Raw genomic sequence first — 24134 nt, 5'->3', positions numbered from 1 at the left:
GAAACATCCGACACTGACCCGCGCTTACAACGGCGCCCACTGAAAAGGCCTTGAGCGCGGTCTCAACGCGCCAGCCATAGGCTACCCTTGCGGTTTTCGTTTTTCGGAGACGACCCGCATGCTGCCAATCCATCGAATGGGTGTTCACCTCAGCCTTGCCGCGCTGGCCCTCACGGCCACCAGCGCCCAAGCGCTGCAGATCACCAGCGTCTCCCCGCAAGGCGAGGTCGCGCGCATTCGGCAGGTGGTGGTGAAGTTCGACGAAGACGCCGTGAAGTTTGGCGACCCGGGTGCGCCCGCCCCCGCCACCCTGCGTTGCAGCGACGCGGCCGCCGGCGAAGGCACGGGCCGCTGGAGCAGTTCGCGTGAATGGCTGTTCGACTTCAAGGCCGACCTGCCGCCCGGTGTGCGCTGCACGGTACAACCGAATACCAGCCTCAAATCGCCCGCTGGCGCAGCCCTCAAAAGCGCCAGCAGCTATGCATTCAATAGTGGCGGCCCGTTTGTGCAACGCATTCGCCCGGGCACCTACAACCGCATCGACGAGCAGCAATATTTCATTCTGCAATTCAACGGCGCCGCCACGCGAGAAAGCGTGCTGGCCAACACCGCGTGCAAACTCGACGGCGTGGGTGAACGCATTCCCGTGCGTGCGGTGGATGACGCCGAACGCAACACCCTGCTCAAAGCCCAGGGGCTGGACAAGGCCGCTGCCGCCGAGCCGCTGCGCTACGCCGTGCTGGCCTGCACCCGCCGCTTGACGGCTGGGGCCGAGATGGAGCTCTTGGTGGGTGGTGGCCTGGCCACCCCTTCCGGCGTGGTCAACAAGGTCGGGCAGAAGTTTGGCTTCACGGTACGCGATGCGTTCACTGCCAGCTTCAGTTGCGAACGCGAAAACGCCCAAGCCGCCTGTTTGCCCATCCGCCCCATGCGCCTGCAATTGAGCGCACCCATCACACGCGCCCAGGCCAGCAAGATCAAACTCACGTCAAACAAGGGCGACGTGGCCGCCACCATTGAAGACGAAGAAGGCAGCCCGCCGCAAGAGCAGATAGACCGCGTCATCTTCAAGGCGCCCTTCACCGAGCAAACGGCTTACAGCCTGGTGCTGCCCAGCGGCTTGAAAGACGTGGATGGCCGCGCGCTGGAAAACGCCGACAGCTTTCCGCTGAAAGTGGGCACCGGCCCAATGCCACCGCTGGCCAAGTTTGCCGCCGCGCCGTTTGGCGTGGTCGAGCTTTTGGCCCAGGCGCCCGACCCGGCCATGCTGCCCGTCACGCTACGCAACGTCGAAGCCGACCTCAAGGTGCAGCAGCGCACGTCGGCGGGTCAAGTCGGCCAGGTCGCCGACCTGCGCCCGCAGACTGACGCCGACATCATCGCCTGGTACCGCCGCGTGCAGCGCTACAACACCAGCGAGATTTCGCGCAAACAAGCCGCCGCGGACAGCAAAGCCCCGCTGCCCAAACCGATCGACGACCGCAGCAAGAACTGGGTGCAAACGCGCATGGTCTCGCTGCTCGACGGCCAACCCGGCGTGAAGGTGCTGAACCTGCCCACGCCAAGTTCGCAAGACCTGCGCCCGTTTGAAGTGGTGGGCATTCCTCTTAGCGCTGGCTTCCACGTGCTGGAGATCCAGTCGCAACGCCTAGGCGAAGCCCTACTCGAAGAAGGCTATGGCCCGCAACGCAAGATGGTGGTGCGCACCTCTACGCTGGTGACCAACCTGGGCGTGCACTTCAAGCTCGGCCGCACCAACGCCATGGCCTGGGTGACGAGCCTGGACAAAGGCGTCGCCGTGGCCGGTGCCAAAGTGCAGGTGTCGAGCTGCGACGGCCAAGTGCTGGCTACCGCGCAAACCAATGCACAAGGCCTGGCCGAGTTCAAAGACTTGTCGCCCGAGCCGCCCAAATGCAAACCGCTGGCCAACACCTCCAGCGACGATTACGACTACCAAACGCTCGCCTACTTCGTCAGCGCCCGCGCACGCGATGCCAAGGGTGTGGACGACATGGCCTTTGTGTGGAGCGACTGGAACCGTGGCGTAGAACCCTGGCGCTTCAACGTGCCCACCAGCCGCGAAGCCGTGCCCGACGAACGTGCCCACACCATCCTCGACCGGCCGCTGTTGCGCGCGGGTGAAACCGTGCAGATGAAACACCTGCTGCGCAACGAGACCGGCACCGGATTTGGATTGCCCACCGAAGACCGCTGGCCCAACCAACTGGTCATCACCCACGTGGGCAGCGGCCAGCAATTCACCCAGCCGCTGCAATGGCGCAAAACGGCCACCGGCGGCTTGAGCGCGGTCAACAGTTTTGCCGTGCCCGTGGCGGCCAAGCTAGGCCAATACGAGGTGATGTTGCAAGGCCCCAAGGGCATCTACAGCACCAGCAACTTCCGGGTGGAAGAGTTCCGCCTGCCGGTGCTCGAAGGCCGCTTGAACCCGCAGCAGAAGGAAGCCCTGGTACACCCGGCCGAGGTGCCGGTGCAAGTGCAGATCAACTACGTTTCAGGCGGCGCTGCGGCCAACCTGCCGGTGCGGGTGTCGGCCCTGGTGCGCAACAAAGACCTGCAGTTTGCCGATTTCGATGATTTCAGCTTCGCCGCCCCGCGCCGCAAATCCAATCAAGCCGTACGCGAGTCCAGCGACGAAGACAACGAATCTGAAAACAGCAGCGGCCCGCGCGTCATCGCCAACAAGCTGGCCGTGACGCTCGACCGGCAAGGCGCCGGCCAAGTGCGCATCGCCCCCCTGCCCGACGACGTTCGCAACAACCCGCAGCCACAAGAGCTGCAGCTAGAAGCCAACTTTGCCGACCCGAACGGCGAAGTGCAAACCCTGCGCCACACTACTACTTTGTGGCCGGCTGCCGTCATCGCCGGCATCAAGACCGAAGGCTGGGTCAGCCTGTCTGGCAAGGGCGACCAGAAGGTCGCCTTCCAGGCCTTGGCGCTCGATCTTGCGGGCAAGCCCAAAGCCGGTGTCGCCATCAGCGTGCAAGCGCAGGCGCGCATCGTCAACAGCAGCCGCAAACGCATGGTGGGCGGCTTCTACGCCTACGACAACCAAACCGAAGTCAAAGACCTGGGCAGTGTGTGCAGCGGCACCAGCGATGCCCACGGCCTGCTGCAGTGCAACGCCGCCATCAGCAGCACCGGCGAGGTGGAGTTGATCGTCACCGCCAAAGACGCCCAGGGGCTGACCAGCCAGGCTGCGGGCTCGGTCTACATCACGCGCCAAGGCGAGCTTTGGTTTGGCAGTGAAAACCACGACCGCATGACGCTGCTACCCGAGCAGAAGAACTACCAGCCGGGCGACACCGCACGCATCCAGGTGCGCATGCCATTCCGCTTTGCCACCGCCCTGGTGGCCGTCGAGCGCGAAGGCATTCTGGAAACCCAGGTGGTGCAGCTCAACGGCCAAGACCCCACCGTCAACCTCAAGATCAAAGACACCTGGGGGCCTAACGTCTACGTGAGTGTGTTGGCCCTGCGCGGCCGCCTGCGCGAAGTGCCGTGGTACAGCTTCTTCACCTGGGGCTTCAAGGCGCCGCGTGAATGGTGGAACGCGTTTTGGATCGAGGGCCGCGAATACGTGGCGCCCACCACCTTGGTCGATTTGAGCAAACCCGCGTTCCGCCTCGGCATGGCCGAGTTGCGCATCGGCACCAAGGCGCACCAGTTGGACGTGAAGGTCACCACCGACCAGCCCACCTACCCGGTACGCGGCCAGGCGCGCGTGACCATCCAGGTCAACAAGCCCGACGGCCAACCCGCCGCCAACGCCGAAGTGGCGTTGGCCGCTGTAGACCAGGCCCTGCTGGAGCTGATGCCCAACACCAGTTGGAACCTGCTCGACGCCATGCTGCAGCGCCGCGCCTGGGGCGTGGAAACGGCGACCGCGCAAATGGAAATTGTCGGCCGCCGACACTACGGTCGCAAAGCCGTGCCCGCGGGCGGCGGCGGTGGCCGCAGCCCCACGCGTGAGCTGCTCGACACCCTGCTGCTGTGGAACCCCGCGCTCAAGCTCGACGCCAAAGGCCAGGCCCAAGTCACCGTGCCGCTGAACGATGCGCTCACCGCGTTCAAGATCGTCGCCGTGGCCGACTTTGGCACCAGCTTGTTTGGCACGGGCCAGGCCACCATCCAAACGCGGCAAGACCTGCAGATCATCAGCGGCCTGCCACCGTTGGTGCGCGAGGACGACCAGTTCCGTGCCCAGCTCACGCTGCGCAACACCACCGAAAAAGCCATGAAGGTGGAAGTGACGCCGCGCGCCACCGGCCTCACACTCAACGCGCAAACGGTGGACATTCCCGCTGGTGAAAGCCGCGAGTTGGCCTGGAACGTCACCGCGCCCGCGCCGCTGGGTCAGATCCGCACTGAAGCCCTGCTGTGGGAGATTGAAGCGCGCGACACCTTGGGCACCGCACGCGATGCACTCAAGGCCAGCCAACGCATCGTGCCCGCCGTGCCGCTGGCGGTGCAGCAGGCCACGCTGGTGCAGTTGGATGGGCCGTTCAGCCTGCCCGTGGCGCCACCGCCCGAAGCCCTGCCAGGCCGTGGTGGCTTGAAGATGTCTTTGCAACCCAAGCTGGCCGAAGGTCTGCCCGGCGTGCGCGACTGGTTTGCCAACTACCCCTACAGTTGCCTGGAGCAAAGCGCCAGCAAGGCCATTGGCCTGCGCGACGCCACCCGCTGGCGCGCGCTGCTGGCGCAACTGCCGTCGTATCTGGATAGCGATGGCCTGGCCAATTACTTCCCGCCACGCGACGGCGAAGCCAACCGGGGCAGCGACACCCTCACCGCCTACCTGCTGGCCGCCGCGCACGAAGCGGCGGGCCTTGACCCCACGCTGGCCCTGCCCGATGAAGCCCGTGCCGCCATGGAACGTGGCCTGTTAGCGTTTGTTGAAGGCCGCATCCAGCGCGACTTCTGGAGCCCGCGCAAAGACCTCGACCTGCGCAAACTCGCCGCCTTGGAAGCCTTGTCGCGCTACGGCAAGGCCGAGGGGCGCATGTTGGGCAGCATCACCATCGCACCCAACCAGTGGCCCACCAGCGCCGTGCTCGACTGGTACAACCTGCTGCGCCGCGTGACCGACATTCCGCAACGCGCGCAACGCCAGGCCGAGGCCACGCAAATCATCAAGGCGCGCCTGTCGTACCAAGGCACCAAGCTGGTCTTCAGCACCGAACGCGACGACTACCTGTGGTGGCTGATGAGCAGTGGCGACGTCAACACCGCACGCCTGATTCTGGCCACGCTGGACGACCCGGCCTGGAAAGAAGACATGGGCCGCCTGGCCAACGGCTTCCTGGCCCGCCAGCAAAACGGCGCCTGGCCCACCACCACCGCCAACCTGTGGGGTGGTTTGGCACTGGAGAAGTTCTCCAAGGTGTTTGAAGCCACACCCGTAACCGGCAGCACCACCGCAACCCTGGGTGCGCGCAACGCGAGTGTCGACTGGGCCAAGGTGCAACGCATCACCACGGCTGATGCAACCGGCGCCGCCCACCAAACCACGCTGTTTGGCGCGCCCGCCACGCCCGGCAATCTGCGCAACAACAGCATGTTCTTGCCATGGCCTAGCGCGGAGGAAGCCAAGGCCGGTACCGCCAACGCCCCACTGACGGTGCAGCACCAAGGCACCGGCAAGCCGTGGCTCACGCTGCAGTCCATCGCCGCCGTGCCGCGCACCGCGCCGTTCTTTGCGGGCTACCAAATCAAGAAAACCATCACCCCTGTGGAGCAGGCCAACAAGAACCTGCCGGCCGGCCAGTACAGCCGTGGCGACGTGTTGCGTGTGGAGCTTGAAATCAACGCCAGCACCGACATGACCTGGGTGGTGGTGGGCGACCCCGTGCCCGGCGGCGCCACGCTCCTGGGCAGCGGTTTGGGCCGCGACAGCCAGATCGCCACCCAAGGCCAAAAGCCCGCGAGTGGCGCCGGTTGGCTGGCGTTTGAAGAACGCAGCTTCGAGGCCTACCGCGCGTATTACGAATACCTGCCGCGCGGCGTCGCCAAGCTGAGCTACACCGTGCGCCTGAACAACGCCGGCAGCTTTGCCTTGCCGCCTACGCGGGTGGAAGCCATGTACGCGCCGGAGATGTTTGGCGAGGCGCCGAATGCCAAGGTCATCGTGCAAACGCCCTAAGGTAAGCCCTAGATAAAAACTGTCTCCAACGCGCACCAAATCTGCGGAGACAGCTACCCTATCCATAGCGTTCGACTCATAATCCAACCGATCGCCGCACACCAGTAGCAAATCGTTGAACCACCACATGCCCTCGTCACCCACCGCCGTTCTGCTCACGCCCGACCACGCCGAAGCCTATCGCGCGCTGATGCTCACGGCCTACACGCAGCACCCCGAGGCCTTCACCACTAGCACCGAAGAGCGCGCCTCGCTGCCCTTGAGCTTCTGGCAAAAGCGGCTGGAAAACGGTGGGCAAGACGGCACGGCCGAGACGGTGTTCGGCTGTTTTGTCGATGGGCAATTGGCCGGTGTAGCGGGCCTGTCGGTGGCGGCGCGCATCAAAGCGCGGCACAAGGCCACGCTGTTCGGCATGTACGTGGGCCCGGCCTACCGCAAACTGGGCTTGGGTCAAGTGCTGGTCGCCGAGGTGCTGGCGCACGCCAGATCACGCCCCAGCCTGCGCCTGGTGCAGCTCACCGTGACCGAAGGCAACACCGCTGCAATAGCGCTTTACCAACGCCACGGCTTTGTGTCGTTTGGCGTCGAGCCACTGGCCGTGGCGGTACACAACGGCTTTGTCGCCAAGGTCCACATGTGGTGTGATCTGCGCGGCGATACTGCCGCTGCGGCAACTCCACCGTCGCCCTGAATTTCAGAACAACAAGCACCTTCGCTGCAACCCACACGCTCTTTCATGGCCACCCGCAAATCCACCAGCCCAGCCCCCGCGACTGCAGCCGCCAAACCCGCCGCAGACAAACCGCGCAGCCGCACCGGCAGCGTCACCGTGGTGGACGTGGCGCGCCTCGCTGGCGTCTCGGCCATGACGGTGTCGCGCGCCATCAACAAACCCGATGGTGTGCCGCCCGCCACGCTGGCCAAGGTACAAGACGCGGTGCGCAAAACCGGCTACGTGCCCAACCTGTTGGCCGGTGGCCTGCGCTCGCAAAAAAGCCGCCTGGTGGCCGCGCTGGTGCCCACGCTCACCAGCCCGGTGTTCGGCGAAACCGTGCAAGCTCTCACGGCCGCACTCGATGCGCGTGGCTACCAGCTCATGCTGGGCCAAACTGGCTACGAAAAATCGCGCGAAGACGACCTGCTGGGCGCCATCATCGGCCGCCGGCCCGATGGCATTGTGCTCACCGGTGTAGAGCACTCTTCGCAAACGCGCCAACGCCTGCTGGCCGCGCGCATTCCGGTGGTGGAGATGTGGGACTTGAGCCCTTCACCCATCGACATGCTGGTGGGCTTTTCACACGAGGCCGTGGCCGCCGCCGTGTGCCAGTACCTGTACCAACGCGGCCGACGCAACATCGGCGTCATTGGTGGTGCCGACGACCGCGCCGTGCGCCGCAGCACCGCGTTTGTCAACGCCGCGCTGGCGCTTGGGTTGCCGCGTCCCGCCGTGTTCACCGCGCCCGCCCCCACCACGCTGGCCAGCGGCCGCCAGGGCTTGCAAGCGCTGCTGGCTGAACGCCCCAACCTCGACGCGGTGTTCAGCAGCTCTGACCTTCAAGCGCTGGGCGTGTTGACCGAAGCCCAAGCCGCCGGAATCGACGTGCCCGGCAAGATCGCCGTCATCGGCTTCGGCGACTTGGCCTTCTCACGCGACCTGCACCCCGCGCTGACCACCGTGCGCATCGACGGCACCCGCATTGGCCGCGAAGCCGCGCGGTGCTTGGTGGATCAGGTCGAAGGACTTGCGGTGCCCGAGCGCGTGATCGACGTGGGGTTCAGCATCGTCGAGCGGGCGAGCAGTTAAAACACAGTCGCCAGGGCTGCCCTACTTCAAATGCATGGGCGCCAACACGGTCACGGCAACCGGTTGGCCATCCACCACATAGGGCTGAAACCTGGCGCTCAAGGCTGCCTGTATGACGCCCTGGTCCAGCTCGCTGCGGCCACTGCTCTCCACCAGCACCACGCGCTGCGTGACGCCTTTTTCGTCCACCTTCATACGGATCACGGTGGTGCCAACAGGAAGGCCCTTGTTGGTTTTGTAGTTCACGGAGAGCCGTATCGGCTGTGAGAAACGCATGTCGTCAATGTTGACCTGCGTAGCGGGCCACTCCTGCGTCGACGCGGTGGCGCAGGCCTGCAACACGACCAATGCAGCGACGCCCAGCGCGCGCGCAAATATTGAAGAAATCGGCACCATCTCCCTCTCCTTTTTAAGTGAAGCGAAAGTCTGTCCTGACCTCTTTGCAAACGCCAGACCAGATCAAAATACAAACTGTTTCGGCGCGTCGAATGTAAACCCCGAGGCCCACGCCCACAATGTCCCGAGGCACTTTAACTCTGGAAGACACAGGGGTACTGACATGGCAATGACGGCACGGATGGCATCGACCCAACACCCAATGAGTAGTAGGCGCAAGGCCGTTCAATGGATGGTCACCGGGCTCATGGCCCTATCGCTCTGGGGCTGCGCCACTTCGCCCTACGCCACCGACAATAAGACCAAAAGCGACGCACTGCTGGCCCGGCAAATGGCGCAGGCCAAAAACCAGTTGGCGCAAAGCCCGGAGCCGCGTCTGTTGTTCGCCGGCATGGCCTTGGACGACCGATCCACCGCATTTCGCAACGACGTGCTGCTGGCGGAAAAAGTAGCGCAAACCATCGACCCGCAAGCCGTGGTGTTCAAGTTGGCCAACCCCGCCTTCGGGCAATCAGCCGACCTGCCCTACGCCACGCGTGAAAACGCCGAAGCGGTGCTGCAGGCCCTCGGCACCCTGGCCCGCCCGCACGACAAGGTGATGCTGGTGCTCAGCACACACGGCGCACCAAATCTGTTGTCGGTGCATGCAGGCAACGAGCAGCTGGGCATGCTGCAGATAGCCGACTTGGCAAAGTGGCTCACGCCGCTGCGCGACCATCCCAATTTGGTGGTGATTTCGGCTTGTTTTTCGGGTTCGTTCATTCCGTCATTGCAAAACGCCAAAGGCATCCTGCTCACCGCCGCCGCCCGCGACCGCGCCTCTTTCGGTTGCAACAGCAGAAGCGACGGCACCTATTTCATCAAGGAGCTTTTGGGCCAGCCAGATCTTGCAACGCTGAACCTGCACGAGGCCATGCAACGCGCCATCGCAGGCGTCGCCAAGCGCGAGACGGAGATGAGGCTTTCACCGCCGTCCATGCCGCAGCAATACTACGGCGACGGGGCCCAGGCTTGGTCAAGGCAACCGATTGGTGACTGGCTCAAGCCACTGCCACCTGCTGGTGTCAATGCCGCGCCCTAACGGCGACATGCAATGCCAAACGCTCCGTCAGGCGTACAGGCTTAGAGACGCCAGAATGCGCGTGAAGTAGTCATCGGCCAGGCGTGTGGCGCCCTTGGCGTCGCGGGTCTGCAGCGCGTCCACAATGGCCGTCAGCTCGCGCAGCGTTTGCTCGCGCACGATGTTGCCCACAGGGCCGTTCAGGCTGTCGCGGCCGTCGTATTGCACGGCGCGCCGGTCGGCCACCACCGCATCAAACACCTGCATCAGAAAGCGATTTTTCGTGGCGCGGAAGATGGCCAGGTGCACGCCGTAAATGCCTTCCTTGAAATCGATCCAATGGTCGGCATCGCGCACCACGCCCAGATGGTGGCGCATCAGCGCGAAGTCGTCTGCATCCGCACGCTGTGCCGACAACGCCATCATGGCCGGCTCAAACAGCAGCCGCCCTTCCAGGATTTCGGCATACGTGGGCACGTTCTGGTGGTGCGCGGCCACCGGCAAATCGGATTCACCCAAGCGCTCAATCAAGGACTCGGCCAGGAAGGTGCCGCTGCCCACCTTGCGCTCCAGCAGGCCCTGCGCACTCATCATGGCCAAGGCATGGCGCACGGTACTGCGCGAGGTGGCGAACTGGGTCGACAGTTCGCGCTCATTGGGCAGCTTGTCGCCCGCCTTGAGCACACCGTCGCGGATCGACTGCAGGATCGCGCGGTAGACCTTCGAGGCCGTGGCCTTGTCTTGGGCGGCAATGCGGCCCGAGAGGTCAGCGACCGAAACGTTCGCGGCCTGGGAAAGGTTGGCAGTTGCGTTATCCATGGTTTTTATATTCGCCGAAATGGTTGACCATTTACGAAGTTAGATCTTAGAATAATTGCAATACACAGCCGTGACAGGCTGTATCTTGCGGTTCAAATGGTCAACCAATTGGTTGACCATTTGAACCATAAACCCCGATTTTCGCCGAAAGTTTGCGCTGTCGCCGTTGTTTTGTGGCGCCGCGCATCAAGTGATCTACATGACTCTGGACTCCCACCTGGCCTCACCTGAAAAACGCTTGGCCGCACTCGGCCTGGCACTGCCGCCCTCACCGCCCCCGGTGGCCAATTTCGTCGCTTGGCGCCGGGTCGGCAACATGCTGTACCTGTCTGGCCAGGGGCCGCTGGAGGCCAGTGGCCACTTGCATGTGGGCCTGGTGGGCGAGAGCGTGACGGTGCAAGACGCCTACACCCATGCCCGCGTCACCGGCCTGAATTTGCTGGCCGTAGCCAAAGAGGCCTTGGGTGAATTGAGCCGGGTACGCCACGTGGTCAAGCTACTGGCCTTCGTCAATGCCACGCCCGGCTTCACGCAGCACCCGCAGGTGGTCAACGGTTGCTCCGATCTGTTCGTCGAGGTTTTCGGCGAGACCATCGGCCGTGGCGCACGCTCGGCGATTGGCGCGGGCTCGCTTCCCGGCAACCAGACCGTCGAGGTCGAGGCGATCCTGGAAGTCGAATAGCCATGGCCTACCAATTCCAGTTCGAAACACTCGCCCCCTACACCGGCGAGTTGGTGCAAGGCCTTCTGCACACCTTGGCCTACGCTGCTTCCAGCATCGTCTTGGGCATGGCCATTGGTGCCGGTGGCGCCATCGCACTGGTGTATGGCGGCAAGCCGTTGCGCGGCGTCACACGCGCCTATGTCGAGTTCTTTCGCAACACCCCCGCGCTGGTGCAGTTGTTCCTGATTTACTTTGGTCTCCCGAATCTCGGGCTGCGCCTTGAAGCACCGGTGGCCGGCGTGATCTCGCTCGCGCTGTATTGCGGCGCCTACATGGTGGAGGTGTTTCGCTCAGGGCTGTTATCGGTGCCACGCGGCATTGCCGAAGCCGGCGCCGCGCTGGGTTTGCGCCCGCGCCAGGTGTTGCTGCACGTGTTGTTTGTGCCAGCTCTGCGCAACGTGTTTCCGGCACTGTCGAGCCAAATGGTGTTGACGCTGATCGGCACCAGCCTGATCTCGCAGATCGGCGTTGAAGACATCTTCCACGCGGGCAGCTTTATTGACTCGCGCACCTTCCGCAGCTTCGAGGTCTATCTGGTGATCTGCGCGATGTATTTTGTGGTGGTGCAGGCCTTACGCATGGTGCTGGGCTTTGTGCAGCGCCGGCTGTTTGGAAAGGTGTCCTGAGATGCGTGGCCTTTCCCCTGCCGATCTCTGGCTGATTCTGGGTGCCATCCGCTGGACGGTGGCACTGGCCCTCACGTCGCTGGCCATCGGCAGCGTGATCGCCTTGCTGATCGCCGTGGCGCGCACCTCGCGACTGCCTTGGCTGCGTGTGCTGGCGCGCATCTATGTGGAACTGGTGCAAGGCACGCCGCTGCTCGGCGTGTTGTTCCTGCTGTACTTCGGTGTGCCGATGCTGGCCGGCATCGAGATCAACGCGTTTACTGCGGCTGCCGCTGCGTTCTCTCTGTCGGCCGGTGCTTTTCTTGGCGACATCTGGCGCGGCAGCATTGAGTCTGTGGCCCCAGGGCAATGGGAAGCTGGCGCGTGTGTAGGCCTGCGCCGCTGGCAGGTGATGCGCCATGTGGTCTGGCCACAAGCCGCACGCGTGGCCTTGGCCCCTACCGTGAGCTACCTGGTGCAGCTCATCAAAAACACGTCTCTGGCGGCGCTGGTCGGCATGGTGGAACTCACCCGCGCCGGGCAAATCGTCGCCGGCTCCACGCTGGCGCACCTGCCTGTTTTCTGCGGTGTGGCACTGTGCTACTTCGCCATTTGTTATCCGCTGGCCCGTCTGGCACTCTCCCTGGAAGGACGCATGCATGCCGCTCGTGCGCATTGATTCGGTTGAAAAACACTATGGCGACAACCACGTGCTGCGTGGGGTATCGACCAACGTGGCCAAGGGCGACATCGTCGCACTGATCGGCCGCAGCGGCTCGGGCAAAAGCACCCTGCTGCGCTGTGTCAACGGGCTGGAAAAAATCAGCGCCGGCAGCATTTTGGTGGACGGTGTGGATGTGCAGGCCGCCAGCACCGATCTGCCACTGCTGCGCCAACGCGTGGGCATGGTGTTTCAAAGCTTCAACCTGTTTCCGCATTTGTCGGCGGCGGCCAACGTCACGCTGGCCCCGGTGCTGACGAAGAAGATCGCCAAGGAACAAGCCCGCGACCTGGCCCAACGCATGCTGGACCGCGTGGGCCTGGGCCAAAAGCTGGATGCCATGCCCGCACAACTCTCGGGTGGGCAGCAGCAGCGTGTGGCGATTGCGCGCGCCCTGGCCATGTCGCCACAACTGATGTTGTTCGACGAAGCCACTTCTGCACTCGACCCCGAACTGGTGGGCGAAGTGCTGCACGTGATGGAAGACCTGGCGCGCGACGGCATGACCATGATGGTGGTGACCCACGAGATGGCGTTTGCGCGGCGTGTGGCCTCCGAAGTGTTGTTCATGAACCAAGGGCGCATCTGGGAACGCGGCGCGCCCGAACAGATGTTCGGCCAGCCGAGCACGCCCGAGTTTCAGCAGTTTGTCCAATCCGTTGTTTGATCTTCCCCACCCCACCCCAGGAGTTCTTGCCATGTTCAAAACCAAACCACTGATCGCCGCCCTCATGCTGTGTGCCGCCCCGTTGCTGGCACAGGCCGACAAGCTGGCCGATATCAAATCCAAAGGCGTGGTGCGCATTGCCACCACCGTGGACGCAGCACCCTGGGGCTTTACCGACGCGGCCGGCAAGCCCTCGGGGCTGGACGTTGAACTGGCCGAGAACGTGGCCAAAGCCATGGGCGTGAAGCTGGAGCTGCAGCAAGTAACCGGCGCCAACCGCATCCCCTACCTGTTGTCGAATAAGGTCGACGTGGTGATCGCCGCGTTGGGCAGCTCGCCCGAACGCGCCAAACAAGTCGCCTTCTCCAAGCCCTACGCAGCCGTGTACCTGGGTGTGTATGGCGGCAAGGGTGTCCCCAAGGTCGCCAAGGTGGCCGACCTTGCCGGCCAGACCATCGCCGTGCCCAAGGGTTCCACGCCCGATCTGTCGTTGAGCGAGCTGGCCCCAGGCGCCAAGCTGATCCGTTTGGAAGACACGGCTTCGGTGATCTCGGCCTTCCTGTCGGGCCAGGCGCCCCTATTTGCCGAGAACAATTTCATCGCGCAAAAGCTGGCCGATGAAAACCCCGCCAAGGGCATCGAGATGAAGTCGCTGATCCGCATCAGCCCCGCGTTCATGGCGGTGCAGCCGGGCGAAACCGCGCTGCTGGCCGAGATGAACAAAATCATCGACGCCAAGGCGGGTGACGGCAGCCTGGCCGCACTGCGCCTGAAGTGGTTCAAAGACGAGCAAAAAGAAGTCAAGTAAGGAGTACGTTGTGAGCGAGCGCGGATCCACCGTTTTCACGGACATCGACTGGGCCAAGCCCGGCAAGCAGGTTGGCCATGCGTGGCTGCCGTATTCAGGACACAGCGACGCCTGGGGCGCGGTGGCATTGCCGATTGCGGTGATCAGCCACGGTGAAGGCCCGACGGTGCTGGTCACCGGCGCCATCCACGGCGACGAATACGAAGGCCCGATCGTCATCAACGAGTTGATCCGCTCGCTCGACGCCACCCAGGTGAAAGGCCGGTTGATCTTGATGCCGGCGGCCAACGCACCAGCGCTGCGCGCGGCCTCACGCGTCAGCCCGTTGGACGGCAAGAACCTGGCGCGCGTGTTCCCCGGCAACCCTTTTGGCACGCCCACAGAACAGATCGCCGCCTTCATCCACGACGTGGTGTTCCCGCTGTGCGATGCCTATGTGGACTTGCACGCTGGTGGCAGCTCGCTGTTCATCGAAGAAAGCGCGCAGGTCGTGATCACCCCGACCCTCGCCCCGGCGGTACGCGAGCGTGCAGAAGACATGGCGCGCTGGTTTGGCGCCAAGCTCACCGTCATCACCGACAACATGGGCGACCCGCGCACCAGTTGCGGTGCGGCGGCACACCTGGGCCTGGCCGCCATTGCAGCCGAGATGGGCGAAAACGGCAGCGTGTCGCCGCACGGCGTGAAGCGCACGCGCGAATGCCTGGCACGTGTGCTGGCACGGCTGGGCGTTTTGCCCGGGGTGCTGCCCACCACACCGCCATCGAGCCGACGCGTCCGTATCGTGCCGCGCGGTGGCAACCTGCTGTCGCCAGGCGATGGCTACTTTGAGCCTTTGCATGCGCTGGGCGAAACCGTGGCGGCTGGTGAAGTGGCAGGCTACCTGCACCTGTTGACCGAACCCGCACTGGCGCCACGCGAACTGCGTTTCGCCGCTGGCGGCACGGTGTATTCGCAACGCACGTTTGGCATCACACAGCAAGGCAACAGCCTGTGTGTGCTGGTGGAAGACGAAACCTGAAGAACCGATAAGCATGACCCCTGAAGCGCCGATCACCCTTGCAGACTACCAAGCCGCCCACACCCGGGTGCGGCCCTACATCCGCCACACGCCCTTGGTGCCGGCCCACCCCTGGTTGCCCGGAGATGCCAGCCAAGTCCGTTTCAAAGCCGAGTGCCAACAGGTCACCGGCTCCTTCAAGGCACGCGGCGCTTTCAACCGCGTGCTGAACCTGCCGGACGAGGTGCGCCGTCAAGGCCTGGCCACCGCATCGGGCGGCAACTTTGGTGCGGCCGTGGCCTATGTGGGCAAAACACTGGGCCTGCCTGCGAATGTGTTTGTGATGAACACTAGCACCCCCATCACCCGCGCACGCATTGAAAGCCACGGCGCCAAGCTCACCGTGCACGGCGACTTCTGGGACCAGAGCTGGGACGCCGCAGGCGCCAATGTAGCCACCCACGGCGGCGCGCTGCTGCACCCCTACGCCGACCGCGACGTGGTCATTGGCCAAGGCACGACGGCGCTGGAAATCATCGCCGACTGGCCCGAGGTGGAAACACTGGTGGTGTCGATTGGCGGCGGTGGCCTGCTCGCGGGCATTGCGCAGGCGGCCAAGCTGCTGAAGCCGTCGATCCGCGTGATCGGCGTGGAGGCGGCCGGTTGCCCCACCCTTTTCACCTGCCGTGCCGAAGGCCGCATCGTCAAGCTGGAGAACGTGAAAACCAAGGTGCCGATCTTGGCCGCACGCTCCACCGAACCGTTGAACTTCGAGCTGATTGAACGCTACGTGGACGAGATCGTGCTGGTGGACGAAGCGGTGATCGAAGACGCCGCACGCGCCGCCTGGCAGCATGCCGGCTTGGCGATTGAACTGGGCGCGGCCACGGCGCTGGCTGCCGTCAGCACCCGTTGCTTCGCGCGACGCGACGACGAAAAAATCGCCGTGGTGCTGTGTGGCAGCGGCAGCGACGGCATGCCCATGGCCTAAAGGGCTTTGCATCGGTGCCTCCTGCAGGCACCGATGGCGTCAGTCGACCTTTTGCCCGCGGTAGGTTTCGGTCACGCTCGTCAGGTGGCGTTTGATCGCGTCGACGGTGGGGGCGATGGCGTCTTCATGCAGCCAGTTGACCGGCGCAATCACGGAGATGGCCGCGTCATACGAAAACAGCTCCACGGTCTGCGCTGGAAGCGCCAAGGTCATGATTTCAATGCCCATGGCGCTGCGCACGCCGCGCACGTAGCCCATGTGTTCGAAGGCTTCGATCTCGGCGCGGATCTGCTCGGCGGTCACGTTCCACTCTCCCAGGCGTTTGGCATTGGCCTGGATGATTTTGTCGCGCGCGGCTTTTTCCATCATGCCCAGCACACACACACCGCTCAAGCCCACGCCCAGGGGCAAGCGGCCGCCCACGCCGTCGAACAAGGCTTGCGCGGCCATCACGCCAGACTGGAAATCCAGGCACACCGAGTCGAGCCCGCTGCGCACCATCAGAAAGCTGGACAAGCCGGTTTCGGCGCTGATGGAAATCAGCGCCGGCCGGAAAGCCGTCACCATGTCTTGAATGGAAGGCGTGCGGTGCGCCAGCGCGTAGATGGCCGGGCCTAGCCGGTAATTGCCACGGCGACCGGCCTGTGTGGCCATGCCGAATTCACTGAGTGCGACCAGCGCCCGGTGGATGGATGGCTTGGTATCCCCGATGGCATTGGCCAGCGCCGAGAGACTCATGCCACTGGGGCCGGCATTGCCGAGAATCACCAGAATCTCGGCAGCACGCCTGACGTTCGACGAGGATTGTTTGGCTAACAGGCGGCCTCCCAGCACATTGGATGCGGCGGCTCTTGGGGCCGCCGTTTTTCGTTCGGTTGAATCGCCCCCGAAGGGGCTCACGGATGGACCGTGACTATACCTAAAGGAAGGCACTCAGGCTGCCGCTCGCCATTTCTCGCGGCGGTCGCGCGCCAGGTGTTCGGCACTGCGCAAAGCGGGGTTGCCATAGCCGCCGGCACCGGGCGTGACGATCTCCAGAATGTCGCCCGTCACCAGGTCTACCGAGCCGGCGTCGAACACATCTTCCACGCCGTTGACGCTGAAGCGACCGCTCGCCCCCGGCTGGCCGCCAGCCAGACCCCAGGGCCGCGAGCTGAGCCGCGAACCCATGATCTGCACCCGGCAGTTGGCCTCAGCCCGGTACACCCGGCGCAGCCCCATGCCGCCCACAAAGGCACCCGCGCCGCCCGAACCATCGACCAGCTCGTAGCGTTGCAGCGTGATGGGGTATTCGTTTTCCAGCGCTTCCACCGGCAGGTTGGAGGTGTTGGTCATGTGCACGTGCACGCCGTCCAAACCGTCTTTGTTGTAGCGAGCGCCCGAGCCGCCGCCGATGGTCTCCAGGTAGACCCACAACGACTTGTCTTCACGCGTACCGTTGAAGCTGGCCACGGCCACCGAGCCGTTCGAGGCTGCGGTCACACGTTCGGGCACCACTTGCGCCAGCGCGCCAAACACCAGGTCGACCACACGTTGGCAGGCCGTGATGCGGCCATCCACCGCAGCCGGCGATGCGCAACGCAGAATCGTGCCCTCTTGCGCCGTGACGTGGATCGGCCGGTACAGGCCGGCGTTGGGCAACACCGTAGGATCGACAATGCTCTTCACCGCGTAGTAGACGGTGGCCAACAACGCGGTGTAGACCACGTTCAAACCGGCACGCACTTGCGGCGGACTCACAAAGTCGAGGTGAATCTCGTCACCCTTGACTTCGATGGTGGTCGAGAACTCCAGCGTACCCTCCAGCGATTCGCTGTCAAAGCAGTCGGTAAAGCTGTAGCGCCCGTCGGGAATGGCCGCAATGCCCGCACGCATCTTGCGCTCAGCGTAGTTCATCAGCTCTTGCCCCGCAGCCAGCACCGTGGCCAAGCCGTATTTGGTGCACAGCTCGCCCATGCGCGTCACGCCCAGGCGGTTGGCCGCCATCTGCGCCCGCAGGTCGGGCATGCGCTCGGCGGGCACCTGGCAGTTCAGCAAGAAGAGGCGTTGAATGTCTTCTTGCAGTTCACCCGCGCGGTACAGGCGCACCGGCGGAATGCGCAGGCCTTCTTGGAAGATGTGCGCGTGGCCACGGTCGGCAAAGTCGGAATGGTGGGCGGTGTTGATGGCCCACGCCACCAGTTGGCTTTCGACAAAAATCGGCTCGGCCATCACGATGTCCGGCAAGTGGGTGCCGCCGCCTTCATAGGCGTCGTTGCCCATGAAGATGTCGCCCGGCTGGATGCCGTTCAAGGTGAAGTGCGCCAGCACGTAGGGCACAAAACCGATGAAGCTGCCCATGTGCATGGGAATGTGCTCGGCCTGGCACAACATCTTGCCGGTGGCATCAAACAGCGCGGTCGAGCAATCGCGGCGCTCCTTGATGTTGGTGGAGTGGCTGGCCCGCACCAGGGCCTCGCCCATTTCTTCGACTGTGGAGGCAAAAGCGGAGCCGATCACTTCAACCGTGATCGGGTTCAACGCAACGGCGGTTTCCAAAGGTTTGCTGGACATTATTTGGCTTCCAGAATGAGGTTGAGGTAGGCGTCGACAGTGGCCGTCATGCCCGGTGGCACCACGGTGGTCGAGTCCATCTGGTCGACGATGGCCGGGCCGGTGACCACGTTGCCGTGTTTCAGCAGCGCGCGGTCGTATAGCGTGGTGGGGATGAAGCCACCGGCTTCGACCATCCAGACGTCGCGGCTGCCAGACACGGCGGCCGAAGCGTCGGCCGATTCAAGCGGCTGCGCCCTAAAGTCAGCCTTGGTGACCAAGCCGCTGGCGGCCAGGCGGAAGGTGACCAGTTGAATGGGTTCGTGCTCGGCGGCAAAACCGTAGAGCTGGCGGTGGGTGTCGAGAAAACGCTGGCGCACCACGGCAAAGGTCTCTGCTGTGAGCGGGCCTTCGGGCAACTCCACCGCGAGTTCGTAGTTCTGCCCCACAAAGCGCACGTCCACCGTGCGTTCGATCTTGCGTGCGGCCGCGGCGATTTTTTCGCTCTCGAACCAGGCACTCGCCTGCAGGCTGAGTTTGTCGTAAATGGCGCCCACCTTTTGTGGCTCGGCCGCATCCAGCCGCAGCATGGCGGTGCTGGAGAAATCGGTGCGCAGGTCGGTCATCAACAGGCCCAGCGCGCACAACACGCCCGGCGTGCGCGGAATCAAGATGCGCGTCATGCCCAACTCGCGCGCCAAGCGCGCCGCGTGCACCGGGCCCGCACCGCCAAACGCCACCAGCGTGTATTCGCGCGGGTCGTAGCCGCGCTGCACCGAGATCACACGAATCGCCTTGGCCATGTTGGCGGCCACGATGTCGAGAATGCCGTTGGCGGTTTCCAGCACGCCCATGCCCAGTTTGTCGGCCAGCTTTTGCACCGCATCGCGCGCTAGCGACTGGTCGACTTTCATGCGGCCATTCAGCAGGTATTGCGGGTTCTGCGTTTGCAGCAACACGTTGGCATCGGTCACCGTCGGCTCGGGGTTGCCCAGGCCGTAACACGCTGGGCCGGGGTTGGCGCCCGCGCTACGCGGGCCCACCTTCAAGTGCCCGCCGGCATCCACATAGGCAATAGAGCCACCGCCCGCACCCACGGTGTGAATGTCGAGCATCGGCGCCTTCAGCGGGTAGCCGTGCACCACCGATTCATTGACCACCTGGCACTTGCCGTTGGTCAGCAGCGCCACATCCGAACTGGTGCCGCCCATGTCGAAGGTGATGAGGTTGGGCGTGTTCGTCATGCGGCCGATGGCTTGCGCCGCCACCACGCCAGTGGACGGGCCCGACAAGATGGTGCGCACCGGCAACTCGGCTGCGGCGTCAAAGCCGATCACGCCGCCGTTGGACTGCGTGAGCTGCGGCGCCACCTTGATGCCCAGGTCGGACAGCTTGTGTTTCAGCGCGCGCACATAGCCACGCATCACCGGGCCCAGGAAGGCGTTGACCACGGTGGTGGACAGGCGTTCGTACTCGCGGAACTCCGGCGCGATGCGGTTGGAGATGGCGACAAAAGCCTCGGGAAACTCTTCGGCCACGATGCGCGCCGCTGTTTCTTCGTGCGCAGCGTTCAAGAAGCTGTAGAGAAAACTCACGGCGATGGACTTCACGCCCTCGGCCTTGAGCGCACGCACGGCGTTCCGAAATTCGGATTCGTCGAGCACCGTTTCGACCGAACCGTCGCTGCGCAAACGTTCTTTCACGCCGATGCGCAGGTCGCGGCTCACCAGCGTGGGCGACTTGTCGGCCTGCAGGTCGTAGAGGTCGGGGCGCTTTTGGCGGCCGATCTCCAGCAGGTCTCGGAAACCGTCGGTGGTGATCAAGCCGGTTTTCACGCCGTTGCCCTGAATCAACGCGTTGGTCGCCACCGTGGTGCCGTGCCCCACGAACGAAATGGCGCTGGCCGAGGCCTTGACGCGCTCCATGCCCTCGGCCACGCCTTGCGTGATGCCGCGTGACGGATCGTCAGGTGTGGAAGACACCTTCCAGATCACCACCTCACCCGTTTCTTCCTCGAAAAGACAGACGTCTGTAAAGGTTCCGCCCGAATCAACACCGATCCGCCATGCCATCTGAAACTCCTTTTGTGCTGTTACCCGGCCATGGCCAGGCTGCTTTCCGGCAACAAGCCGACGTCAATAAATCATAGGTAGCGGTTTTCGCGTCGTCAATCTTATTCCACTAAAAAGAACAAACAATTTTTTAAAATCCTATTAACGGAACTAAATTGACAAAAATTTGACTTCAACTGGCGTCTGAACCCTTGAAGCCACGTTTTTATTCCGATATATTGAAGGTGAAATTACTTATAACCACATTTATCGGAATAAATGTGTCGATGCGCGTGATTGGCAGCGTGGTGTGCCGGTAGCGAAGCGGTAGGTAGTGAAGCGGGGACCTCGGCAGGTAGCGCTGTAGATCTCTGAAACGTGTCCACAACAGGGAGCCGAAATGACTTTGAATCGCCGAATTCTTTTGCAACTTGCGACGGCCTCGGGTGCCGCACTCACGCTCGGGGGCCGCTTTGCATCAGCGCAAGGAACGGGCCAGGTGCTGCGCATCGGTTTGTCCACCTACCCCGCGCACTTCCGCCCCTGGATCAACGTGGGCTACTCGGGCCAGTTGATCTCGACCTTGATCAACCGCAACCTGCTGAACTACGATGCCGCCGGCAACCTGGTGGGCGAACTGGCCAAAAGCTGGGAACCCGATGGCGACAAGGCCTGGAAGTTCACCCTGCGCGACGCCAAGTTCTCCAACGGCCAGCCGGTCAAGTCTTCGGACGTAAAGTGGACGCTGGAGCAGATCGCCATCAAGGGCTCTGGCGCTTACATGCACGACGGCGTGGCACAGATCAAGGCGATTGAAATCATCGACGACCGCACCTTCCGCCTGGTCACCGAAAAACACTCGGCCACGATTCCATCGCTGATGGCCTACCCCTTCCTGGCCATCATTGCCGAAGGCTCCACCAGCAAACGCGACGAAGGCATTGGCGCCGGCCCCTACACCATCGCCAACGCCGAAAAAGGCGTGGTGGTCGAACTCACGCCATCCAAGTTCTATTTCAAAGACAAGCTGCCTGGCCTGTCGGGCATCAAGATCACGCCCATCGCCGATGAAAGCCTGCGCGTGGCCGCCCTCACCGCGGGCGATGTGGATCTGATCGACTACGTGCCGTGGAGCGCGATGGACACCATCAAGGGCGACTCCAAGCTCAAGCTGGACGCCGTGGCCTCGGGCGCCTTCATGTACCTGAGCTTCAACGGCGCTGGTGTGTTCGCCGACCCACGTGTGCGCCAGGCCGTGGCCTTTGCCATCAAGCGCGATGAGATCGTCAAGTCCGTCTTCTTCGGCCATGGCGCCGAACTGCGCGGGGTGCCGCGCTCTTCCACTTCGCCCTTCTACAACAAGAAGCTGGCCGAATACTGGAGCTACGACCCCGAAAAATCCAAGGCCTTGCTGAAAGCCGCGGGCCATGAAAAAGGCCTGACCGTCACGCTGCTGTCCACCTCGCAATACACCATGCACCGCGACATCGCCGTGCTGGTGCAAAGCCAGTTGGCCAAGGTCGGCATCACCGTCAAGCTGACCATGCCCGACTGGGCCACCCGCGTGACCATGGGCAACCGGGGCGTGGGCGACTTCGCCGTGCAAGGCATTGGCATCGACAGCCTGGACCCCGATGCGGCCAGCACCGTGATCGACCCGGCCATGTCGCCCGCCTATCTGCGCAGCCGCAACTTCGAAGTGCCGGGCCTGACCGCACTGCTGGAACAAGGCCGCGTGGAAGGCAATGAAGCCAAGCGCATCAAGATCTACGAACAGGTGGACAAACTGGTTTGCGACCAAACCACGTTCTGCGGCTTGTCGTACCGCGCCACCGGCTTTGCGCGCTCAGCCAAGGTGCGCAACCTGGAGCTGCTGCCCGACCAGTTGTCGCCGTTCTCGGCCACGCTGTTCGACAAGCTCACCCTCGGCTAAGACCTGTTCGACTCGCATAAGCGGCACGCTCCTTGCGGAGTCAAGCCGTCAGTCAAAGTGGGCGGCAACTCGCCGCCCATTGAACGATGAAAAGGGTTGCAAATGGCGTGGTTTTTTCAGCGGGTGGCGCAGAGTGCGTTGATGTTGTGGGTGGTGATCACTCTGGTGTTTTTGTCGATCCACATGGTGCCTGGCGACCCCGTGGAACTGCTGCTGTCGCAAGACGGTGGCACGCCCGACCAGGCTACCGTCGACATGGTGCGCGACCAGATGGGGCTGAACCGCCCGCTGCTCACGCAATATGGCGAAAAGCTGGCGGCCCTGGTGCGGCTGGACCTGGGCACCTCGCTGGTGGACGACAGCGCCATTGGCAAAGAAATCGCCCGGCGCCTGCCACGCACGCTGGAGTTGATTGCCGTTGCGGGTGTGCTCAGCCTCATCGTCGGCATCCCCAGCGGGGTGTTCGCAGCCCTGCATCCCCGGCGCAAATTTGACCGCATCGCCAACACCTTGGCGGGCACGGCGCAAAGTATTCCGGTATTCGTACTCGGCGCGTTGATGGTGCTGCTGTTGTCGCAAAAGCTGCGGCTGCTGCCCACGGGGGGTTTCGTGGCGTTTGACAAAGCCCCCATGGAACACCTGCTGTTGCTGCTGATGCCGGCCACGGCGATTGCAGTGGGTTTGTCGGCCGTGGTGTTTCGCATCACCCGCTCTTCGATGCTCGACGTGCTGCCGCTGGACTTCGTGCGCACCGCACGCGCCAAAGGTTTGCCGCACCGGCGCGTGGTGCTGCGCCATGTGTTGCGCAATGCCTTGATGTCCATCCTCACGGTGTTTGCCTTGCAGTTGGGCGGCTTGTTGGCCGGCACGGTGTTGGTCGAGACGGTCTTCAACTGGCCTGGACTCTCGGGGCTTTTGGTGGCGGGCGTGAATGCACGCGACTACCCCACCGTCACCGCCGTCATCCTGGTGGTGTCGGCCTTGTTCATCGGGTTGAACCTCGTCGTCGACCTTCTTTACGGCCTGGCCGATCCACGGGTGCGCAAATGAAAGCCTTCTTCCGCAATATCCCCGGCGTGGCCCTGGCGCTGATCGTTTTGTTGAGCCTGTTGGCGCCCTTGCTGCCACTGCACGACCCGATTGCCATCGACGTCTCGCAACGTTTTGCGCCGCCCTCGGCCAGCTTTCTGTTGGGCCACGACGAATACGGCCGCGACCTGCTGTCGCGCATCATCTACGCCTTGCGCTCGGCGCTCTTCATCGCCGGCAGCTCGGCTTTGCTGGCCGGTGTGCTGGGCTCCATACTCGGTGTGGTGGCCGGCTACAGCCGTGGCTTCACCGAAGCGCTGTCGATGCGCGCCATGGACGTGGTGCTGTGTTTTCCACCGCTGCTGCTGGCCATGCTGGCCGTAACCTTCTACGGCCCCGGCGCACTGACGTTGGTGCCGGTGTTGTCGCTGGTGTTCGTGCCGTCGTTCACGCGGGTGGCGCATGCCAGTGTGTTGGTGGTGCGCGCGCAAGACTATGTGGAGGCCACGCGGCTCATGGGCGCCGGCCGCTGGCGCATCATGCTGCACACCATATTGCCCAACGTAGTGGGCCCGCTGATCGTGCAGTTCAGCTTTGTGGTGGCCGCCTGTGTGGTGCTCGAATCCGGCCTGTCTTTCCTCGGCTTGGGCGTGGTGCCGCCCACCCCCTCGCTCGGCCTGATGATCGGCGCGGGCCGCGCCACGCTGGCGCAAGAACCATTGCTGCTGGTCTGGCCCTGCCTTGCGCTGACAGCTTTGATTTTGGTGCTCAACGCTTTTTGTGATCGCCTGCGCGACCGCTTCGACCCACGCCACGGAGGTGCGAAGTGAACCG

At 63.6% G+C, this 24134-nt stretch carries 19 protein-coding genes; 14 read left to right on the top strand and 5 right to left on the bottom strand.

The window, feature by feature from the left end; all coding sequences use genetic code 11:
- Nucleotides 1-118 precede the first annotated feature (118 nt).
- The 3 genes from ACPWMG_RS07840 (at nt 119) to ACPWMG_RS07830 (ending at nt 7964) form a co-directional block, all read left to right on the top strand.
- The gene (locus ACPWMG_RS07840) at nt 119-6160 is read left to right on the top strand and encodes an alpha-2-macroglobulin family protein (RefSeq protein WP_483304088.1); all 6042 of its coding nucleotides are present in this window, start codon (nt 119-121) and stop codon (nt 6158-6160) included.
- A 127-nt stretch (nt 6161-6287) separates the two neighbouring features.
- Nucleotides 6288-6851, top strand: a complete 564-nt coding sequence (locus ACPWMG_RS07835) for a GNAT family N-acetyltransferase (protein ID WP_483304087.1) — start codon at nt 6288-6290, stop codon at nt 6849-6851.
- Nucleotides 6852-6896: 45 nt separating this feature from the next.
- Nucleotides 6897-7964, top strand: a complete 1068-nt coding sequence (locus ACPWMG_RS07830; protein WP_483304086.1) for a LacI family DNA-binding transcriptional regulator — start codon at nt 6897-6899, stop codon at nt 7962-7964.
- Nucleotides 7965-7985: 21 nt separating this feature from the next.
- On the opposite strand, the gene ACPWMG_RS07825 is transcribed toward ACPWMG_RS07830, so the two are convergent.
- Complete coding sequence (locus ACPWMG_RS07825) at nt 7986-8360, bottom strand: energy transducer TonB (protein WP_483304085.1); 375 nt, start codon at nt 8358-8360, stop codon at nt 7986-7988.
- Nucleotides 8361-8607: 247 nt separating this feature from the next.
- Here ACPWMG_RS07825 and ACPWMG_RS07820 point away from each other — a divergent pair, with 247 nt between their 5' ends.
- Nucleotides 8608-9441: a C13 family peptidase gene (locus ACPWMG_RS07820; RefSeq protein ID WP_483304084.1), complete on the top strand. Its 834-nt coding sequence runs from the start codon at nt 8608-8610 to the stop codon at nt 9439-9441.
- Between the two features lie 27 nt (nt 9442-9468).
- Here ACPWMG_RS07820 and ACPWMG_RS07815 read toward each other — a convergent pair whose 3' ends face one another.
- Nucleotides 9469-10239, bottom strand: coding sequence for a FadR/GntR family transcriptional regulator (locus tag ACPWMG_RS07815; RefSeq protein WP_483304083.1), 771 nt, complete (start codon nt 10237-10239; stop codon nt 9469-9471).
- 199 nt (nt 10240-10438) lie between these two features.
- Between ACPWMG_RS07815 and ACPWMG_RS07810 the strand changes: the two genes are divergently transcribed.
- The 7 genes from ACPWMG_RS07810 to ACPWMG_RS07780 are packed head-to-tail and all read left to right on the top strand — an operon-like array spanning nt 10439 to nt 15755.
- Nucleotides 10439-10921, top strand: coding sequence for a RidA family protein (locus ACPWMG_RS07810; RefSeq protein ID WP_483304082.1), 483 nt, complete (start codon nt 10439-10441; stop codon nt 10919-10921).
- A 2-nt stretch (nt 10922-10923) separates the two neighbouring features.
- Nucleotides 10924-11589 carry an amino acid ABC transporter permease gene (locus ACPWMG_RS07805; protein ID WP_483304081.1) on the top strand — a complete coding sequence of 222 codons (666 nt, stop codon included), beginning with the start codon at nt 10924-10926 and terminating at the stop codon, nt 11587-11589.
- A 1-nt stretch (nt 11590) separates the two neighbouring features.
- A complete protein-coding gene (locus ACPWMG_RS07800; RefSeq protein ID WP_483304080.1) occupies nt 11591-12247 on the top strand; it encodes an amino acid ABC transporter permease in 657 nt (218 codons plus the stop codon).
- The gene (locus ACPWMG_RS07795; RefSeq protein ID WP_483304079.1) at nt 12228-12956 is read left to right on the top strand and encodes an amino acid ABC transporter ATP-binding protein; all 729 of its coding nucleotides are present in this window, start codon (nt 12228-12230) and stop codon (nt 12954-12956) included. Before ACPWMG_RS07800 ends, ACPWMG_RS07795 begins: the two co-directional genes overlap by 20 nt.
- Nucleotides 12957-12987: 31 nt before the next feature.
- The gene (locus tag ACPWMG_RS07790) at nt 12988-13764 is read left to right on the top strand and encodes a transporter substrate-binding domain-containing protein (protein ID WP_483304078.1); all 777 of its coding nucleotides are present in this window, start codon (nt 12988-12990) and stop codon (nt 13762-13764) included.
- A 10-nt stretch (nt 13765-13774) separates the two neighbouring features.
- Nucleotides 13775-14785 carry a succinylglutamate desuccinylase/aspartoacylase family protein gene (locus ACPWMG_RS07785; protein WP_483304077.1) on the top strand — a complete coding sequence of 337 codons (1011 nt, stop codon included), beginning with the start codon at nt 13775-13777 and terminating at the stop codon, nt 14783-14785.
- Nucleotides 14786-14798: 13 nt separating this feature from the next.
- The gene (locus tag ACPWMG_RS07780; protein WP_483304076.1) at nt 14799-15755 is read left to right on the top strand and encodes a threonine ammonia-lyase; all 957 of its coding nucleotides are present in this window, start codon (nt 14799-14801) and stop codon (nt 15753-15755) included.
- A gap of 39 nt (nt 15756-15794) precedes the next feature.
- On the opposite strand, the gene ACPWMG_RS07775 is transcribed toward ACPWMG_RS07780, so the two are convergent.
- The 3 genes from ACPWMG_RS07775 to ACPWMG_RS07765 all read right to left on the bottom strand — a co-directional run bounded on the left by ACPWMG_RS07775 (nt 15795) and on the right by ACPWMG_RS07765 (nt 20359).
- Entirely contained in the window at nt 15795-16523 is a 729-nt protein-coding gene (locus ACPWMG_RS07775; RefSeq protein WP_483304075.1) for an IclR family transcriptional regulator, read from the bottom strand.
- Nucleotides 16524-16688: 165 nt separating this feature from the next.
- Complete coding sequence (locus ACPWMG_RS07770; protein ID WP_483304074.1) at nt 16689-18308, bottom strand: hydantoinase B/oxoprolinase family protein; 1620 nt, start codon at nt 18306-18308, stop codon at nt 16689-16691.
- A complete protein-coding gene (locus tag ACPWMG_RS07765) occupies nt 18308-20359 on the bottom strand; it encodes a hydantoinase/oxoprolinase family protein (protein ID WP_483304073.1) in 2052 nt (683 codons plus the stop codon). The genes ACPWMG_RS07770 and ACPWMG_RS07765 overlap by 1 nt, the downstream gene beginning before the upstream one ends.
- A gap of 379 nt (nt 20360-20738) precedes the next feature.
- On the opposite strand from ACPWMG_RS07765, the gene ACPWMG_RS07760 reads away from it, so the two are divergent.
- The 3 genes from ACPWMG_RS07760 to ACPWMG_RS07750 all read left to right on the top strand — a co-directional run bounded on the left by ACPWMG_RS07760 (nt 20739) and on the right by ACPWMG_RS07750 (nt 24130).
- Nucleotides 20739-22271, top strand: coding sequence for an ABC transporter substrate-binding protein (locus ACPWMG_RS07760; protein WP_483304072.1), 1533 nt, complete (start codon nt 20739-20741; stop codon nt 22269-22271).
- Between the two features lie 102 nt (nt 22272-22373).
- Nucleotides 22374-23321, top strand: a complete 948-nt coding sequence (locus ACPWMG_RS07755; protein WP_483304071.1) for an ABC transporter permease — start codon at nt 22374-22376, stop codon at nt 23319-23321.
- Nucleotides 23318-24130 carry an ABC transporter permease gene (locus tag ACPWMG_RS07750; RefSeq protein ID WP_483304070.1) on the top strand — a complete coding sequence of 271 codons (813 nt, stop codon included), beginning with the start codon at nt 23318-23320 and terminating at the stop codon, nt 24128-24130. The genes ACPWMG_RS07755 and ACPWMG_RS07750 overlap by 4 nt, the downstream gene beginning before the upstream one ends.
- The last annotated feature ends 4 nt before the right edge of the window (nt 24131-24134 follow it).

Origin of the sequence: Hydrophilobacter chitinilyticus (genome assembly GCF_049860745.1) — a bacterium.
Classification (GTDB): domain Bacteria; phylum Pseudomonadota; class Gammaproteobacteria; order Burkholderiales; family Burkholderiaceae_C; genus Rhodoferax_B.
The sequence above is the reverse complement of the archived record's forward strand: the minus strand, read 5'-3'. Positions and strand labels throughout refer to the sequence as shown.

What these genes read in the sequence shown, in the direction of transcription:
- ACPWMG_RS07840 (WP_483304088.1), top strand. Translation starts at nt 119, where the DNA reads ATGCTGCCAATCCATCGAATGGGTGTTCACCTCAGCCTTGCCGCGCTG.
- ACPWMG_RS07835 (WP_483304087.1), top strand. Translation starts at nt 6,288, where the DNA reads ATGCCCTCGTCACCCACCGCCGTTCTGCTCACGCCCGACCACGCCGAA.
- ACPWMG_RS07830 (WP_483304086.1), top strand. Translation starts at nt 6,897, where the DNA reads ATGGCCACCCGCAAATCCACCAGCCCAGCCCCCGCGACTGCAGCCGCC.
- ACPWMG_RS07825 (WP_483304085.1), bottom strand. Translation starts at nt 8,360, where the DNA reads ATGGTGCCGATTTCTTCAATATTTGCGCGCGCGCTGGGCGTCGCTGCA.
- ACPWMG_RS07820 (WP_483304084.1), top strand. Translation starts at nt 8,608, where the DNA reads ATGGCCCTATCGCTCTGGGGCTGCGCCACTTCGCCCTACGCCACCGAC.
- ACPWMG_RS07815 (WP_483304083.1), bottom strand. Translation starts at nt 10,239, where the DNA reads ATGGATAACGCAACTGCCAACCTTTCCCAGGCCGCGAACGTTTCGGTC.
- ACPWMG_RS07810 (WP_483304082.1), top strand. Translation starts at nt 10,439, where the DNA reads ATGACTCTGGACTCCCACCTGGCCTCACCTGAAAAACGCTTGGCCGCA.
- ACPWMG_RS07805 (WP_483304081.1), top strand. Translation starts at nt 10,924, where the DNA reads ATGGCCTACCAATTCCAGTTCGAAACACTCGCCCCCTACACCGGCGAG.
- ACPWMG_RS07800 (WP_483304080.1), top strand. Translation starts at nt 11,591, where the DNA reads ATGCGTGGCCTTTCCCCTGCCGATCTCTGGCTGATTCTGGGTGCCATC.
- ACPWMG_RS07795 (WP_483304079.1), top strand. Translation starts at nt 12,228, where the DNA reads ATGCCGCTCGTGCGCATTGATTCGGTTGAAAAACACTATGGCGACAAC.
- ACPWMG_RS07790 (WP_483304078.1), top strand. Translation starts at nt 12,988, where the DNA reads ATGTTCAAAACCAAACCACTGATCGCCGCCCTCATGCTGTGTGCCGCC.
- ACPWMG_RS07780 (WP_483304076.1), top strand. Translation starts at nt 14,799, where the DNA reads ATGACCCCTGAAGCGCCGATCACCCTTGCAGACTACCAAGCCGCCCAC.
- ACPWMG_RS07770 (WP_483304074.1), bottom strand. Translation starts at nt 18,308, where the DNA reads ATGTCCAGCAAACCTTTGGAAACCGCCGTTGCGTTGAACCCGATCACG.
- ACPWMG_RS07765 (WP_483304073.1), bottom strand. Translation starts at nt 20,359, where the DNA reads ATGGCATGGCGGATCGGTGTTGATTCGGGCGGAACCTTTACAGACGTC.
- ACPWMG_RS07760 (WP_483304072.1), top strand. Translation starts at nt 20,739, where the DNA reads ATGACTTTGAATCGCCGAATTCTTTTGCAACTTGCGACGGCCTCGGGT.
- ACPWMG_RS07755 (WP_483304071.1), top strand. Translation starts at nt 22,374, where the DNA reads ATGGCGTGGTTTTTTCAGCGGGTGGCGCAGAGTGCGTTGATGTTGTGG.
- ACPWMG_RS07750 (WP_483304070.1), top strand. Translation starts at nt 23,318, where the DNA reads ATGAAAGCCTTCTTCCGCAATATCCCCGGCGTGGCCCTGGCGCTGATC.